The organism is Streptomyces sp. NPDC006997 (assembly GCF_040635175.1).
Taxonomy (GTDB): Bacteria; Actinomycetota; Actinomycetes; order Streptomycetales; family Streptomycetaceae; genus Streptomyces.
Window position 1 is genome coordinate 1 of record NZ_JBEYHH010000006.1, and the last position, 15527, is coordinate 15527.

Sequence of the window (15527 nt, forward strand, 5' to 3'; positions counted from 1 at the left end):
GTCACCAACGTCGAGGCGTCCATGGCGTCGCCCTCGTCGCTGCTGCACTGGACCCGCCGGATGATCGAGATCCGCAAGCAGAACCCCGCCTTCGGGCTCGGTTCCTACACCGAACTCCAGTCCTCCAACCCCGCCGTGCTGGCGTTCCTGCGCGAACACGGCGACGACCTGGTGCTCTGCGTCAACAACTTCTCCCGCTTCGCCCAGCCCACCGAGCTGGACCTGCGGGAGTTCGCCGGACGCCACCCGGTCGAGCTGATCGGCGGGGTGCGGTTCCCCGCCATCGGCGAACTGCCGTACCTGCTGACCCTGGCGGGCCACGGCTTCTACTGGTTCCGGCTCCGCAAGGACGCCGTGTAGAACCCGGGCGCGGGGCGGTTTCCCCCGTCCCGCCCTGGGCACGCAACAGTAACCCCGACCTCACCCCCCGGGGAAAGGACGTACGCCATGTCGGACGCCGTCACCCGCCCCGTCCCGACACCCAGCCCCGCCCTCCTCGCGTCCCTGGACCCCCTGCTGCGGGAATGGCTGCCACGGCAACGCTGGTTCGCGGGCAAGGGCCGTCCGATCGCCGGGTTCTCGCTGCTGGCGGCCACCGAGCTGCTCCCGGCGGGCGGCAAGCTGGGCCTGTTCCACCTCCTCCTCCGGGTGCACCAGCCGCTCACCCCGGCCCAGAGCGCCGGGCCCGCCCCCGGTGACTGCTACCAACTGCTCATAGGGGCGCGCGAGGCGCTGCCGCCCCGGCTGGCGCCCGCGCTGATCGGCCACGTGACCACCGGCCCGCTCGCCGGGCAGACCGTGTACGAGGCCCTGTACGACGCCCGGCCCGCCGACCTGCTCCTGGAGGCGCTGCGCACCCGGGCCAGGATCGGCGGGCTCCGCTTCGAACGCGACCAGACGCGGGACATCCGCACCGGCCTGGTCCCCCGCGTCGGCACCGCCGAGCAGTCCAACTCCTCCATCGTCTACGGAGACACGTTCATCCTGAAGCTCCTCCGCCGGATCGTGCCCGGCGTCAACCCCGACCTGGAGCTGCCGCTGGCGCTGGCCCGCGAGGGCTGCCCCCGGGTGCCGCCGCCGACGGCGTGGCTGTCGGCGGAGCTGTCCGGGGAGTCGTACGTCCTCGGGGTGCTCCAGCCCTACCTCCAGGGCGCGGCGGACGGCTGGGAGCTGGCGCTGCGGGAGCTGGCCAAGGGTGAGGACTTCGGCGCGGAGGCGCGGGCGCTGGGCCGGGCCACGGCCGAGGTGCACACGGCGCTGGCGAGCGCGCTGCCCACGGTGACGCTGGGCGCGCCGCAGCTGGACGTCCTCGTGGGCGGCATGACCGAGCGGCTCGACGCCGCCGCGCAGGCGGTGCCCGCGCTGCGGCCGTACGCCCCCGGGCTGCGCAGCGCGTTCACCGCGCTGGCGGACCTGGCCTCGGAGGGCTGCACGTGGACCGCCCAGCGCATCCACGGCGACCTGCACCTCGGGCAGTGCCTGCGCTCGCCCGCCGGGCAGTGGTGGCTGATCGACTTCGAGGGCGAGCCCGCCAAGCCGCTCGCCGAGCGCCGGATGCCGCAGCCGGTGGTCCGGGACGTCGCCGGGATGCTGCGGTCCTTCGACTACGCGGCCCACTCGGTCCAGCCCGGGGTGCCCGGCTGGGCGGACACCTGCCGGGCCGCCTACTGCTCCGGGTACGCCGAGATCACCGGCCGCGACCCGCGCACCGACCCGGTGCTGCTGCGCGCCTACGAGACCGACAAGGCGGTGTACGAAGTGGTCTACGAGGCCCGGCACCGTCCCGACTGGCTCCCGGTACCGCTGTCGGCGGTACGCCGCCTGGCCGCACCGCAACTGACCTGACCCACTAGGAGGCTCCGTCCGTGACCCCCCGCCCCCCGTCCAGCGGTTCGAGCCCGAACACCCCGGCCGACGAGAAGGCCGTACCGCCACCCGCCGAGAGGCCGACGGTGCCCGCGCAGACGTCGGCGAAGAAGGCCACCGCGAAGAAGGCGGCGGCCAAGAAGGCGACCACGGCCGCCAAGAAGACCACCGCGAAGAAGACGGTCGCGAAGCAGGCGAGGGGGGAGAAGGCGCCCGCGAAGAAGGCGCCCGCGACCGCCAAGAAGGCGGCGCCGAAGAAGGCCGCGACCAAGAAGGCCGCCGCGAAGAAACCCGCGGCGAAGAAGACCACGAGGAAGGCGGCGGCGGAGAAGACCCCCAAGCAGCCGCTGCCCATCCCCTCCCCCGCCACCTCTCCCGCCCTCTCCCCCTCCGACCGCGAGCGGCTCCTGACCGGCACGCACCACGACCCGCACGCGGTGCTCGGCGCGCACCCGGTGGCCGACGGGGTGGTGTTCAGGGCGTTCCGCCCGTACGCCCTGGCGGTGACGGTCGTCGCCGGGGAGCTGCGGGCCGAGCTCCGCGACGACGGCGACGGCTTCTTCTCCGGACTGCTGCCCCTGCGGGAGGTCCCGGAGTACCGCCTGCTGGTGGCGTACGAGGGGACGGTCCAGGAGACGGAGGACGCGTACCGCTTCCTGCCCGCGATCGGTGAGCTGGACCTGTACCTGATCGGGGAGGGACGCCACGAGGAGCTGTGGCGGGCGCTGGGCGCGGAGCCGATGACGCACCAGGGCGTGACGGGCACCCGGTTCACGGTGTGGGCGCCGAACGCGCGGGGCGTCCGGCTGGCGGGCACGTTCAACTTCTGGGACGGCACGGGCTTCCCGCTGCGCTCCCTGGGCTCCTCCGGGGTGTGGGAGCTGTTCGTGCCGTCGATCGGCGAGGGTGAGCTGTACAAGTTCGAGATCACCCGCCCGGACGGGACGAAGACCCTGCGCGCGGACCCGCTGGCCCGGCGTACGGAGACCCCGCCCGCGACGTCGTCGGTGGTGTGCGCGGCGCACCACGAGTGGCGGGACGGGGAGTGGATGGCGGCGCGGGCGGAGCGTCCCGCGCACGAGGCGCCGTTCTCGGTGTACGAGGTCCACCTGCCGTCCTGGCGCCCGGGCCTGACCTACCGCCAGCTGGCCGAACAGCTCCCCGCCTACGTCAGGGACCTGGGCTTCACACACGTGGAGCTGATGCCGGTCGCGGAGCACCCGTTCGGCGGCTCGTGGGGCTACCAGGTCACCGGCTTCTACGCGCCGACGGCCCGCCTGGGCACCCCCGACGACTTCCGGTACCTGGTGGACGCGCTGCACCGGGCGGGCATCGGGGTGCTGATGGACTGGGTGCCCGCGCACTTCCCGCGCGACGACTGGGCGCTGGCGGAGTTCGACGGGCGTCCGCTGTACGAGCACGAGGACCCGCGGCGGGCGGCGCACCCCGACTGGGGGACGCTGGAGTTCGACTTCGGCCGCAGGGAGGTGCGGAACTTCCTGGTGGCGAACGCCGTGTACTGGTGCGAGGAGTTCCACATCGACGGCCTGCGGGTCGACGCGGTCGCCTCGATGCTCTACCTGGACTACTCGCGCGAGCCGGGCCAGTGGGTGCCGAACGAGCACGGGGGCCGGGAGAACCTGGACGCGGTGGCGTTCCTCCAGGAGATGAACGCGACGGTGTACCGCAGGGCGCCCGGGGTCGTCACGATCGCCGAGGAGTCCACGGCCTGGGACGGCGTCACGCGCGCCACCCACCACAAGGGCCCGAGCGGCTTCGGCGGCCTCGGCTTCGGCCTGAAGTGGAACATGGGCTGGATGCACGACTCGCTGGAGTACATGGCCCACGAGCCGGTCCACCGCAAGTACCACCACCACGAGATGACGTTCTCGATGGTGTACGCGTACAGCGAGAACTACGTGCTGCCGATCTCCCACGACGAGGTGGTCCACGGCAAGCGCTCCCTGGTGTCCAAGATGCCGGGCGACTGGTGGCAGCAGCGCGCGAACCACCGCGCGTACCTCGGCTTCATGTGGTCCCACCCCGGCAAGCAGCTCCTCTTCATGGGGCAGGAGTTCGCGCAGGGCACGGAGTGGTCGGAGGCGCACGGCCCGGACTGGTGGCTTGTGGACCCGGCGTACGGCGCGGAGGCGGACCACCGCGGCGTCCGCGACCTGGTCCGCGACCTGAACGCCGCCTACCGCGCGACCCCGGCCCTCTGGCAGCGCGACACCCACCCCGAGGGCTTCCAGTGGGTGGTCGGCGACGCGGCCGACGACAACGTCCTCGCCTTCCTCCGCTACGACGAGGAGGGCTCCGCCCTGCTGTCGGTGTCCCACTTCTCCCCGGTCGTGCGGGAGGACTACCGCCTCGGCGTCCCCGACGACGTGCCCGCCTGGCACGAGGTGCTGAACACGGACGCGGCGCGGTACGGGGGCAGCGGGGTCACACACCCCGACCCGGTGAAACCGGAACCGACCCCGTGGCACGGCCGCCCGGCAAGCATCCGCCTGACGCTCCCGCCCCTGTCGACGGTGTGGTTCCGCCCGGCCTGACCCGCCCGGGTGCTCCGCCCTCCGGGCTCCCGGGCCCGTGCCCACGTCTTCTACCCGTCCCGGTGGGCTGGGAGGTGGTGGGCCGGGGACCACCTCCACGACCGCCCGGCCGTAGCCCGCTGCCGGCCACCTCCCGACCCACCGAGTCGGGAGGTGGGTGGTGGACACAGGCCGGGGGTCCGGGGCGGAGCCCCCAGTGCGGTCACGGTGACACCGGCGCCCCGTCGGCCAGCCCCCGCGGCAACGGCCCCCCGTGCACCACGCCCACCCGCTGCGTCGCCCGCGTCAGGGCCACGTACAGGTCACTCGTCCCGTACCGCCCCGGCTCCACCACCAGCACCGAGTCGAACTCCAGGCCCTTCGCCTGGCGGGGGTCCAGGAGGACGACCGAGTAGGTGAGGTCGGGTTCGGTGTCGGCCGTGACGCCGTCCAGGCGTGCGGCCAGGGCGCGGTGGAGGTCGCGGGGGGCGATGACCGCCAGGCGGCCCTCCGCGGGGGTCAGTTCGGCGACCGCCTTGGCGACCGCGCCCGGTAGGTCGTCGGTGGCGCGGACCCAGGGGCGTACGCCCGTGGAGCGTACGGAACTCGGGGGCTCGAAGTCGGGCCGCTCCGCGCGGACCACCGCCGCCGCGACGTCCATGATCTCCGCCGGGGTGCGGTAGTTGACGCCCAGGCGGGTGTGCCGGAAGCGGTCCTCGACGTAGGGGGCGAGGATGTCCGCCCAGGAGCCGACGCCCGCCGCCTCCGCGGTCTGCGCCGGGTCGCCCACCAGGGTCATCGAGCGGGTCGGGCTGCGGCGCATCAGCAGGCGCCACGCCATCGGGGAGAGTTCCTGCGCCTCGTCCACGATGATGTGCCCGAACGCCCAGGTGCGGTCGGCCGCGGCGCGCTCGGCGGCGCTGCGGTGGTCGTCCTCCTCCTGGCGTTCCGCGAAGCGCTCCGCGTCGATGATGTCGTGCGCGGACAGCACCTCCGACGCCTCCGGGTCGTCCTCCTCCTTGTCGTCGAACTCGTAGGTGCGGGACGCGTAGGAGACGTCCAGGACGCCCTGCGCGTACGCGACCTGCGTCTCCCGCTCCCGGGCCGCGCGGGCGCGGGCCACGCGGTCGTCCTCGCCCAGCAGCTCCGCCGCCTCGTCGAGCAGCGGTACGTCCGCGACCGTCCAGCGTCGGGTCACGGGGCGGCGGATGGCCGTGGCGGAGGGTTCGTCGACGTAGCCCTCGGGAGCCGCGAGGAAGTCCGCGACCAGGCGTCGCGGGGTCAGCAGCGGCCACAGCCGGTCCACCGCCGACCAGACCTCCGGGTTCTCGGCGAGTTCGTCGCGGATCTGGGTGAGGTCGGCGGCGTCCAGGAGGCTGGAGCCGTCGTAGGGGTCGGTGCCGATGCGTTCGGCGTACAGCTCGGTGAGGGTGTTGAGGATGTGGCCCTCGAAGTGTTCGCGGGCGGCGTTGTGGGGGAGCCTGGTGGCGCGGGTGCGCTCGCGGGCGACGCCGACCAGGCCGTCGTCGAGCATCAGGACCTCGCGGTCGTGCTCGATCGCGATGACCGGGTCGGGGAGCGCCTGCCGGTCGCGTACGACGGTGGCGAGCACGTCGGCCATCTCGGCGCGGCCCTTCACGGCGGCGGCCTCGGGGGTGTCCGTCGCCGTCGCCTTCACGCCGGGGAAGAGTTCACCGACCGTCGCGAGGAGCACGCCGGTCTCGCCCAGGGAGGGCAGCACCTCGCCGATGTAGCCGAGGAACGCCGGGTTGGGGCCGACGATCAGGACGGCGCGCTTGGCGAGCAGTTCGCGGTGCTCGTAGAGCAGGTACGCCGCCCGGTGCAGCGCCACCGCCGTCTTGCCGGTGCCGGGGCCGCCCTCGACGACCAGGACGCCCTGGTGCGGGGCGCGGATGATCTCGTCCTGCTCGGCCTGGATGGTCTGCACGATGTCGCCCATCCGGCCGGTGCGCGCCGAGTTCAGCGCGGCCAGCAGGACGGCGTCGCCGGTGGGGTCCTCGTGACCGGTGCGGGTGGCGTCGCCGAGGTCGAGGATCTCGTCGTGCAGGGCAGTGACCCGGTGGCCGTCGGTCGTGATGTGGCGGCGTCGGCGCAGGCCCATCGGGGTGTGGCCGGTGGCGAGGTAGAAGGGGCGGGCCACGTCCGCGCGCCAGTCGATCAGGATCGGCGTGCGGTCGGCGTCGTCGGCGCGCAGCCCGATGCGGCCGATGTGGTGGTCCGTGCCGGAGGTGAGGTCGATCCGGCCGAAGCAGAGGGAGCCGTCGACCGCGTTGAGCGCGGCGAGCAGCATCGAGCGCTCGGCGACGCGGATGTCCCGCTCCAGTCGGGACTGCATGGGCTTGTCCCCCTGGGCGAGCGCCTCGGTGACCGCGCCCTCGGCCTCGTCGCGCAGCACGTCCACGCGCGCGTACAGCCCGTCGATGAATTCCTGCTCCGTGCGCATTTCATCGTCGCGACATTCGGGGTTTGACTCGACGTTTGACAATTCCGCTCCCGGCGCGATATACTCTGCATTACTCAAGCCTTTTCGCGACGGCATTACCGGATCGCGAACTGTTGAATATACGCAGAGAAATCCCCCGGGCGCAATTGTCCGGGGGATTTCCTGTGCGCCGCCTACGGCTACCGCGCCTCCGCCAGTTCCTCCAGCAGCCTGCGCTTCGGCCGCGCCCCGACCATCGACCGCACCGGCTCACCGCCCCGGAAGAGCATGAACGTCGGCATCGACAGCACCTTGTAGGCGTTGGTCGTCTCCGGGTTGGTGTCCACGTCCAGTCGCACCACCTTCAGCCGCCCGGCCTCCTCCGCCGCCAGCGCGCTGAGCACCGGCGCCATCTGGCGGCACGGCGGGCACCAGTCGGCGGTGAACTCCACCAGGACCGGGAGGTCCGCGCCGATCACCTCCGCCGCGAAGTCCGCGTCCGTCACTTCCGGCACACCCGACGCCCTGCTCACAGTTCCGGCCCTCCCAGTTCGCACAACGGTGACACGTCCTCGGCCAGGGCCAGCCGCAGCCCGATCTTCGCCCGCACGGCCCGCAGCTCGTCGATCAGCCCGTCCAGCTCCGCCAGCTTGCGCCGGTAGACCGCGAGCGAGGCGGGGCACAGGTCGCCCTCGGGGTGACCGGCCCGCAGACACTCCACGAAGGGCCGGGTCTCCTCCAGGTCGAACCCGAAGTCCTGGAGCGTGCGGATCTGCCGCAGCAGCTTCAGGTCGTGCTCGCCGTAGGTCCGGTGGCCCTTGCCGTCGCGCCGCGCGGGCAGCAAGCCACGGGACTCGTAGTACCGCAGCGTCCGCGTGGTGGTCCCGGCCCGGGCGGCCAGTTCGCCGATTCGCATACGGACGAACGTACGGCTTGACGCCGACGTCATGGCAAGACGTCGGCGTCACACCGCACCCGGGGAGGGGGAGGGCTCAGGCCTTCGCCAGTTCCTTCTCGCCCGGGCCCGGCTGTTCGGGCACGTCGGACGCGGGGGCGCCGCCGTGGCCGTCGTCCAGCAGGGTCCGCTCGTCGAAGGGGGCGTGTCCGGCGAGGACCTGGTCCACCCGGGCCCGGTCGATCTCCTTGGTCCAGGTGCCGATCAGCACCGTGGCGACCGCGTTGCCCGCGAAGTTGGTCAGGGCGCGGGCCTCGCTCATGAAGCGGTCGATGCCGACGATCAGACCGACGCCGTCGACCAGGGCGGGCTTGTGGGACTGCAGGCCACCGGCGAGCGTCGCCAGGCCCGCGCCCGTGACACCGGCCGCGCCCTTGGAGGCGACCAGCAGGAACAGCAGCAGCGGGATCTGCTCGCCGACCGACATCGGCGTGCCCATGGCGTCGGCGATGAACAGGGACGCCATGGTCATGTAGATCATGGTGCCGTCGAGGTTGAAGGAGTAGCCGGTCGGCACGGTGATGCCGACGACCGGCTTGCTGACGCCCAGGTGCTCCATCTTCGCGATCAGCCGCGGCAGCGCCGACTCGGAGGAGGAGGTGGAGAGGATGAGCAGGAACTCCCGGCCCAGGTACTTGAAGAGGCTGAAGATGTTCAGGCCGGAGACGATCCGCAGCAGCGCGCCGAGCACCACGAACACGAACAGCACACAGGTGACGTAGAAGCCCAGCATCAGCACGGCGAGGCTCTTGAGCGCGTCCACGCCCGCGGAGCCGGTGACGGCGGCGATGGCGCCGAACGCGCCGACCGGCGCGGCCCACATGATCATCGCGAGGATCCGGAAGACCAGGCGCTGGATGTGCTCGATCCCGCGCAGGATCGGCTGCCCGGCGTTGCCCATGGCCTGCAGCGCGAACCCGGCGAGCAGCGCGAACAGCAGGGTCTGGAGGACCTCGCCCGAGGTGAACGCCGACACGATCGTGGTCGGGACGATGCCGAGCAGGAACTCGGTGGTGTCCTTGGCCTCGGCCTCCACCTGGGCCTGTCCGGTCTCCCGCACCACGTCGGTGAGGGCCAGGCTGCTGCCCGGCTCCAGGATGTTGCCGACGACCAGGCCGATGCCCAGCGCCACCAGGGACATGACCAGGAAGTAGCCGAGGGCGATACCGCCGACCGCGCCGACCTTGGCGGCCTTGCGGACGGATCCGATGCCCAGCACGATCGTGCAGAAGATGATCGGCGAGATCATCATCTTGATCAGGTTGACGAACCCGGTTCCGATCGGCTTCAGCTCGACCGCGAAGTCCGGCGCGGCCAGGCCCACGGCGATGCCGAGCGCCACCGCGATGATCACCGCGATGTAGAGGTAGTGGGTGCGGTCCCGCTTCACGCGGGGTGCGGCAGGTGCCGTATCGGGGGTGCTGGCGGCCACGGCTGCCCTCCTTGACGTCTTCGTCGGCCTCACCGGCGTGCGGCTCACGTCCGGGGGATGGCTCGGGGAGATGGGGAACGCGGTGACTATCTCCCGCCCTGTGAGGCCGGTCACCCTTCCGTTCATTGAGTTCACGCTCCGGCCACCGTGCACACTGAACGACATGCGCCTTCCCGTCCCCCGGCCCCGCAGCCTCGCAGGTCAGCTCTTCGCCATGCAGGCGGTGCTGATCGCCGTGGTCGTCGCCGGGTGCGCGCTGTTCACCTACGTCAGCGACGGCAGCCAGGCCGAGGAGGCCGCGGGCCGCCAGGCCATGTCCGTCGCCCGCTCCGTCGCCGACTCCCCGTCGGTCCGGGCGGCGATCGCCACCCCCGACCCGACGGCCGTCCTCCAGCCGTACGCCCTGGACGTGATGCGCGACACCGACGTCGACTTCGTCACGATCATGGACCCGGACGGCATCCGCTGGACCCATCCCCGCGAGGAGCAGATAGGGCACCGGTTCCTCGGGCACACCGCGCCCGCGGTGGCGGGTACGGCCTTCACCGAGACGTACACGGGCACGCTCGGCCCGTCCGTCCGCGCGGTCGTGCCCGTCCTGGACGGCGGGCGGGTCGTCGGCATGGTCAGCGCCGGGATCAGGGTGGAGGCGATCAGCAAGCGGGTGCAGGGCCAGCTGACCGCCCTGATCTGGGTCGCGGCGGGCGCCCTCGCCATCGGCGCGGTCGGCACGTACGTCGTCAACGCCCGGCTACGGCGCCACACCCACGGCATGAACGCCACCGAGCTGAGCCGGATGCACGACTACCACCAGGCCACCCTGCACGCCGTACGCGAGGGGCTGCTGATGCTGGACGGGCAGTACCGGGTGGCGCTGGTCAACGACGGCGGGCGGGAGCTGCTCGGCGTCGCCGGGGACGTCGTCGGCCGGTCGGTCGCCGACCTCGGGCTGCCCGCGCCGCTCACCGGGGCGCTGCTCGCCTCCGCGCCCCGGGTGGACGAGGTGCACCTCACGGCGGACCGGGTGCTGGTCGTCAACACCTCGCCGGTGTCGGGCGGCGAGCGGCGCGGTACGGTCGTCACCCTGCGGGACGTCACCGAGCTGCAGTCCCTGATGGGCGAGCTGGACTCCGAGCGCGGTTTCACCCAGGCCCTGCGCTCCCAGGCCCACGAGGCGGCCAACCGGCTGCACACCGTCGTCTCCCTGATCGAGCTGGGGCGGGCGGCGGAGGCGGTCGAGTTCGCCACCGCCGAGCTGGAGCTGGCGCAGGCGCTGACCGACCAGGTGGTGGCCGCGGTCAGCGAACCGGTGCTGGCCGCGCTGCTGCTGGGCAAGACGGCGCAGGCCCACGAGCGGGGCGTGGAGCTGGTGGTGTCCGGGGAGAGCCGCCTGGACGACGGGCTGCTCCCGGCCGACCTGCCGCCCCGGGACCTGGTGACGATCCTCGGGAACCTGATCGACAACGCCGTGGACGCGGCGCAGGGAAGCAGGGGAGCACGCGTGACCGTGACGGCGTACGCGGAGGAGCGGGAGCTGGTGCTGCGGGTGTCGGACACCGGCGCGGGCGTCGACCCGGCCCACGCCGACCTGGTCTTCCAGCGCGGCTTCAGCACCAAGACGGCGGGGCCGGGGGGCCGCGGGCTGGGGCTCGCCCTGGTACGGCAGGCGGTGCAGCGGCACCAGGGCACGCTGGCGGTGGCGGGGGCCGAGGGGGGCGGGGCGGAGTTCGAGGTACGGCTGCCGCTGCGGCGGGCCGTGGGCGCCCACCCGGCGCCGGAAGCCGCGGCAGCCGTGCCGACGCGGGCCCACGGCGCCCCGCCCGCGCGGGCGGCGAGGGCCGACGGATGACCGCCGACACCGCCTCCGCGCCCATCCGTGTCCTGGTCGTCGAGGACGACCCCGTCGCCGCCGACGCGCACGTGCTGTACGTCGGCCGCGTCCCCGGCTTCGTCGCCGTCGGCAAGGCGCACACCGGCGCGGAGGCGCGGCGGGCGCTGGAGCGGACGCCGGTCGACCTGCTCCTCCTCGACCTGCACCTGCCGGACGTGCACGGACTCCAGCTCGCGCGGACCCTGCGCGCCGCCGGGTACCACGCGGACGTCATCGCGGTGACGTCGGCGCGGGATCTGGCGGTGGTGCGGGAGGGCGTCTCGCTCGGCGTCGTGCAGTACGTGCTGAAGCCGTTCACCTTCGCGACCCTGCGGGACCGGCTGGTGCGGTACGCGCGGTTCCGGGCGGCGGCCGGTGAGGCGAGCGGGCAGGCCGAGGTCGACCGCGCCCTCGCGACCCTGCGCGCCCCGGGTCCGGTGGCCCTGCCGAAAGGGCTGAGCGGACCGACGCTGGAGCGGGTCACGGACGCGCTGCGCGACTGCCCGGAGGGCCTGACCGCCTCGGCGCTCGCGGAGACCGTCGGCATCTCCCGGATCACCGCCCGCCGCTACCTGGAGCACCTGGTGGACGCGGGCCGCGCGGGCCGCAGCCCGCAGTACGGCCAGGTGGGGCGGCCCGAGCTGGTGTACCGGTGGGTACGGGAGCAGACGCCCTGACGCTGTGGCGCCCAGGCGCTCACCCGCGCGGTGGTGCGGGCCGCGTGTGCAGCAGGATCTGCGCCGCCGGCCCGGCCACCGTCAACGCCTCCAGCACCGACAGCGCGACCAGCAGGCCCCCAACGTCACCACGCGCCCAGAACGCCGTCAGCGCCGCCAGCGGCACCGCGCAGAACGCCGTCAGGTCGACCCCCGCCTGGATCGTCTCGCGGTCCCGGCGCCGGGTGTCGAGACGGTGGTACGCCTCCCAGCCGAACGTCGGGAACGTCCCCTCCGCCGCGGCCAGCCGGGCCAGCCGCGGCCCGAGTTCCTCCCGCACGTAGTGCCCGATCGCGGAGATCTTCTCGTCGTTGACCAGGTAGGTCCAGCCGAGGACCACGCACACCGGCGGCAGCGGGAGCAGCATAGTCCCGCGACCTGATCCACTCCATCGCCCGTCAGCTCTGACCCCGAGAGGGAACCACCATGCCCGACATCACCTGGGAAACCCCCTTCTGTGCGGAAGGCAACAACTGCTTCCGCATAGGCACCGACACCCAAGGCAACGCCTACCTCGCCGTCTCCGGGCAGGAGGACCGCTACCTCACCGACACCCGCGAAGCCCTCCGCGGCCTCATCCTCGACATCAAGGCGGGAAAGGCCGACCACCTGCTGGACAGTTGACGCGCCCCGCCGGATGGTGCGTGCATGAGGTTCAGTTACGCGATGCTCCCCGACTACCCCCTGACCGAATCCCTCGACTCCATCCGCCTCGCCGACGAACTCGGCTTCCACGCCTGCTACGCCGCCGACGAGACCTGGCACAAGGACCTGTGGCTGCTGTTCGCCGCGGCGGCCGGACAGACCACCCGCATTCGCCTCGGCCCCAGCGTCTCCCCGGTGACGTTACGGGAGCCGACCCTGATCGCCCAGGCGCTGGCCACGCTCGACGAACTCTCCGGCGGACGCGCCGAGGGGGTGCTGTCCAGCGGCAACTTCGGGCTCCTCGCCCAGTACCGCCTCGACTGGACCCGCACCCGTCCGCTGTCCCGCGTCAAGGAGGCCCTGCACGTCGTCCGCACCCTGCTGGACGAGGGCACGATCACGTACGACGGCGAGTTCTTCTCGTACGACGGACTGTTCACGTTCGCCCGGCCGGTGCAGGACCGGTTGCCGCTGAAGCTCGGGGCGATGCGCGGGCCGCGGTCGTTCGAGGCGGCGGGCGAACTCTCCGACGGCTGCCACCACGCGCTGAGCTACACCCGCGAGGCCTACGAGTACGCCGTACGGCACATCCGCGCCGGTGCCGAGCGCGCGGGCAGGGACTGGCGGGAGCTGGACATCGGGGCGTGGGTGGTGTTCGCCACCGGCCCCGACTCCGCCGCCGCCAAGGACGCCGCCCGCAGCATGGTCGGCATCTACGCCTCCTCGATGCCGGAGGAGCAGCTGCGCCGCAACGGCGTGGACCCCGGCGAGCTGAAACCGGTGGTCGACGCCATCGCCGCCGGTGACCTGGCCCGCGGTATCGAGCTGACCACGCCCGAGGTGGCCGAGCGGCTGTCGGTCGCGGGCACGCCCGAGGAGTGCCGGGACAAGATCCGGCGGGAGATCGAGCCGACCGGCGTGAACCACGTGATCTGCGCCCTCACCGACCGGGCCCTGGTGCGGGCCTTCACCGGCCGCGACCTGCCGGGCGTGGCCGACGTCGACACCCAGCTCCGGCTCGTCGGCGAACACCTCATGCCCGCCTTCGCCTGAGCGACCGCGCGGGGCACCGTAGCTTCCTACGATCTGTGATTGTTGCCGGACGGATCGTAGCCACCGCCGCCGCACGCGCCCTAGCTTGGGCGCGTGCGCCAACCCCCCACCGAACCGAACCGGTTCCCGCCCTTCAACGCCCTCGCCGCCCGCAGACTCCGCGCCGCGCTGGGCATGGGCCCGGAACACGTCGCCCACGGACTGCGGACCTCGTACGGACTGCCGTACGTCACCCCGGACCTCGTCGTCGCCTGGGAGCGCGGGGCCGCCAGCCCGGGCGGGTCCGAACTCACCGCGCTCGCGGGCGTGCTGTGGTGCTCCCCGGACGAACTCGTCGGCCGTCCGCGCACCCTGCGCGAACACCGCATCGCCCGCGGGCTCGCCCCGGAGGAGGTGGCGCGGGCCGTGGGGGTGGACATCCAGGCGTACCTGCGGATGGAGGAGCGCGACGCCTGGCGGGGCAACGACCGGCAGTCCGCCGCGCTCGCCGACGTGCTCTCGCTCGCCCTGCCCGACTTCGTCGCCGTCACCGGCCGGGAGGCGAAACTCGCCGAGCTGCTGCGCAGCGCCGTCACCAGCCGCTGGCAGGGGTACGTACGGCCGGTGAGCAAGACGGTGCCCCTGGAGCGGGCGCTCCTGGAGCAGGTCCTCCAGGAACTGCACGGCGCCTACCAGGGGCAGTTGACCGCGACCCCGAGCTGGGGCGGCGGCCACGGGAACGCGGGCGAGGGCGGCCGGGACTTCCTGCACCGGATCGTCGACCACTTCTGGGAGACGGTGAACCGGTCGGGCTGACGGCCGCCCAGGGCGTCCGGGGCGGGCGCGGTCTAGAAGACCGACTCCGCCTCGTCCATCCGGTCCTTCGGGACCGTCTTCAGCTCGGTGACGGCCTCCGCCAGCGGCACCATCTCGATCTCGGTGCCGCGCAGCGAGGTCATCCTGCCGAACTCGCCGCGGTGCGCTGCCTCCACCGCCTGCCAGCCGAACCGGGTGGCGAGGACACGGTCGTACGCGGTGGGGGTGCCGCCGCGCTGGACGTGGCCGAGGATGACCGGGCGGGCCTCCTTGCCGAGGCGGCGCTCCAGCTCGTGGGCGAGGGCGGTGCCGATGCCCTGGAAGCGCTCGTGGCCGAACTGGTCGATCTCGCCCTTGCCGTAGTCCATGGTGCCCTCGGCGGGGCGGGCGCCCTCGGCGACGCAGATGACGGCGAACTTCTTGCCGCGGGCGAACCGCTCCTCGACCATCGACACCAGGTCGGACGGGTCGAACGGGCGCTCGGGCAGGCAGATGCCGTGCGCGCCGGCGGCCATGCCGGACTCCAGGGCGATCCAGCCCGCGTGGCGGCCCATGACCTCGACGACCATCACGCGCTGGTGGGACTCGGCGGTGGTCTTCAGCCGGTCCATCGCCTCGGTGGCGACGCCGACGGCGGTGTCGAAGCCGAAGGTGCGGTCGGTGGAGGAGATGTCGTTGTCGATGGTCTTCGGCACGCCGACCACCGGCAGACCGGCGTCGGAGAGCATCCGGGCCGCGGTCAGCGTGCCCTCGCCGCCGATCGGGATCAGCGCGTCGATGCCGAAGTCGCGGGCTATGTCGGGGGCGTTCTCGCAGGCTTCGCGGAGCCGGTCGCGCTCCAGCCGGGAGGAGCCGAGGATGGTGCCGCCGCGGGCGAGGATGCCGCTGACGGCGTTCAGGTCGAGGGTGCGGTAACGCCCGTCCAGGAGACCGCCGTAGCCGTCCTCGAAACCGATGACCTCGTCGCCGTAGTGCGTGACGGCGCGGTGCACGACCGACCGGATCACTGCGTTCAGGCCAGGGCAGTCGCCGCCTGCGGTCAGAACTCCGATACGCATCGTGCTGTGTCTCCTGCTCGGTCTCGATGCCGGTGAGCGGTGCCGATTCTTACACGTTCGGAGCCCGGTGCGGCACAGCACCTGACGCGTGCCTTATCCATCGGCGGGGGTATTGTCAAGGAAATTCTACTCACCTCGGTGGGCGATTCTCGCAACCCTG

Annotated in this window: 14 protein-coding genes; 8 read left to right on the forward strand and 6 right to left on the reverse strand. The window is 72.7% G+C overall.

What is annotated here, in order from left to right:
- The 3 genes from ABZ659_RS07450 to glgB form a co-directional block, all read left to right on the forward strand.
- On the forward strand, positions 1-360 hold a 360-nt coding region (locus tag ABZ659_RS07450), incomplete at its 5' end, for an alpha-glucosidase C-terminal domain-containing protein (RefSeq protein ID WP_360214497.1).
- Between the two features lie 87 nt (positions 361-447).
- Entirely contained in the window at positions 448-1845 is a 1398-nt protein-coding gene (locus tag ABZ659_RS07455; RefSeq protein ID WP_360214499.1) for a maltokinase, read from the forward strand.
- Between the two features lie 20 nt (positions 1846-1865).
- Positions 1866-4421 carry a 1,4-alpha-glucan branching enzyme gene (gene glgB, locus ABZ659_RS07460; protein ID WP_360214501.1) on the forward strand — a complete coding sequence of 852 codons (2556 nt, stop codon included), beginning with the start codon at positions 1866-1868 and terminating at the stop codon, positions 4419-4421.
- A 202-nt stretch (positions 4422-4623) separates the two neighbouring features.
- Here glgB and ABZ659_RS07465 read toward each other — a convergent pair whose 3' ends face one another.
- From ABZ659_RS07465 to ABZ659_RS07480, 4 genes are all read right to left on the reverse strand, one after another.
- On the reverse strand, positions 4624-6864 hold the full coding sequence (locus ABZ659_RS07465; RefSeq protein ID WP_360214503.1) for a UvrD-helicase domain-containing protein: 2241 nt from the start codon (positions 6862-6864) through the stop codon (positions 4624-4626).
- Between the two features lie 179 nt (positions 6865-7043).
- Entirely contained in the window at positions 7044-7358 is a 315-nt protein-coding gene (locus tag ABZ659_RS07470; RefSeq protein ID WP_360214505.1) for a thioredoxin domain-containing protein, read from the reverse strand.
- A gap of 14 nt (positions 7359-7372) precedes the next feature.
- Entirely contained in the window at positions 7373-7759 is a 387-nt protein-coding gene (locus tag ABZ659_RS07475; protein WP_360214507.1) for a MerR family transcriptional regulator, read from the reverse strand.
- A 76-nt stretch (positions 7760-7835) separates the two neighbouring features.
- A complete protein-coding gene (locus ABZ659_RS07480; protein WP_360214509.1) occupies positions 7836-9230 on the reverse strand; it encodes a cation:dicarboxylase symporter family transporter in 1395 nt (464 codons plus the stop codon).
- Between the two features lie 163 nt (positions 9231-9393).
- Between ABZ659_RS07480 and ABZ659_RS07485 the strand changes: the two genes are divergently transcribed.
- Together ABZ659_RS07485 and ABZ659_RS07490 are read left to right on the forward strand one after the other, a co-directional pair.
- Complete coding sequence (locus tag ABZ659_RS07485) at positions 9394-11079, forward strand: sensor histidine kinase (RefSeq protein ID WP_360214511.1); 1686 nt, start codon at positions 9394-9396, stop codon at positions 11077-11079.
- Complete coding sequence (locus tag ABZ659_RS07490) at positions 11076-11777, forward strand: response regulator (RefSeq protein ID WP_360214513.1); 702 nt, start codon at positions 11076-11078, stop codon at positions 11775-11777. Before ABZ659_RS07485 ends, ABZ659_RS07490 begins: the two co-directional genes overlap by 4 nt.
- A 19-nt stretch (positions 11778-11796) precedes the next feature.
- Here the strand turns inward: ABZ659_RS07490 and ABZ659_RS07495 are convergent, their stop codons facing one another.
- Complete coding sequence (locus tag ABZ659_RS07495; RefSeq protein WP_360214515.1) at positions 11797-12183, reverse strand: hypothetical protein; 387 nt, start codon at positions 12181-12183, stop codon at positions 11797-11799.
- Between the two features lie 59 nt (positions 12184-12242).
- Between ABZ659_RS07495 and ABZ659_RS07500 the strand changes: the two genes are divergently transcribed.
- The 3 genes from ABZ659_RS07500 (at position 12243) to ABZ659_RS07510 (ending at position 14309) form a co-directional block, all read left to right on the forward strand.
- On the forward strand, positions 12243-12440 hold the full coding sequence (locus ABZ659_RS07500; RefSeq protein WP_360214518.1) for a hypothetical protein: 198 nt from the start codon (positions 12243-12245) through the stop codon (positions 12438-12440).
- Positions 12441-12464: 24 nt separating this feature from the next.
- On the forward strand, positions 12465-13514 hold the full coding sequence (locus ABZ659_RS07505) for an LLM class flavin-dependent oxidoreductase (protein ID WP_360214520.1): 1050 nt from the start codon (positions 12465-12467) through the stop codon (positions 13512-13514).
- A gap of 93 nt (positions 13515-13607) precedes the next feature.
- The gene (locus ABZ659_RS07510; RefSeq protein ID WP_360214521.1) at positions 13608-14309 is read left to right on the forward strand and encodes a helix-turn-helix transcriptional regulator; all 702 of its coding nucleotides are present in this window, start codon (positions 13608-13610) and stop codon (positions 14307-14309) included.
- A gap of 32 nt (positions 14310-14341) precedes the next feature.
- On the opposite strand, the gene ABZ659_RS07515 is transcribed toward ABZ659_RS07510, so the two are convergent.
- Positions 14342-15367, reverse strand: coding sequence for an ATP-dependent 6-phosphofructokinase (locus ABZ659_RS07515; RefSeq protein WP_360214523.1), 1026 nt, complete (start codon positions 15365-15367; stop codon positions 14342-14344).
- Positions 15368-15527: the final 160 nt, after the last annotated feature.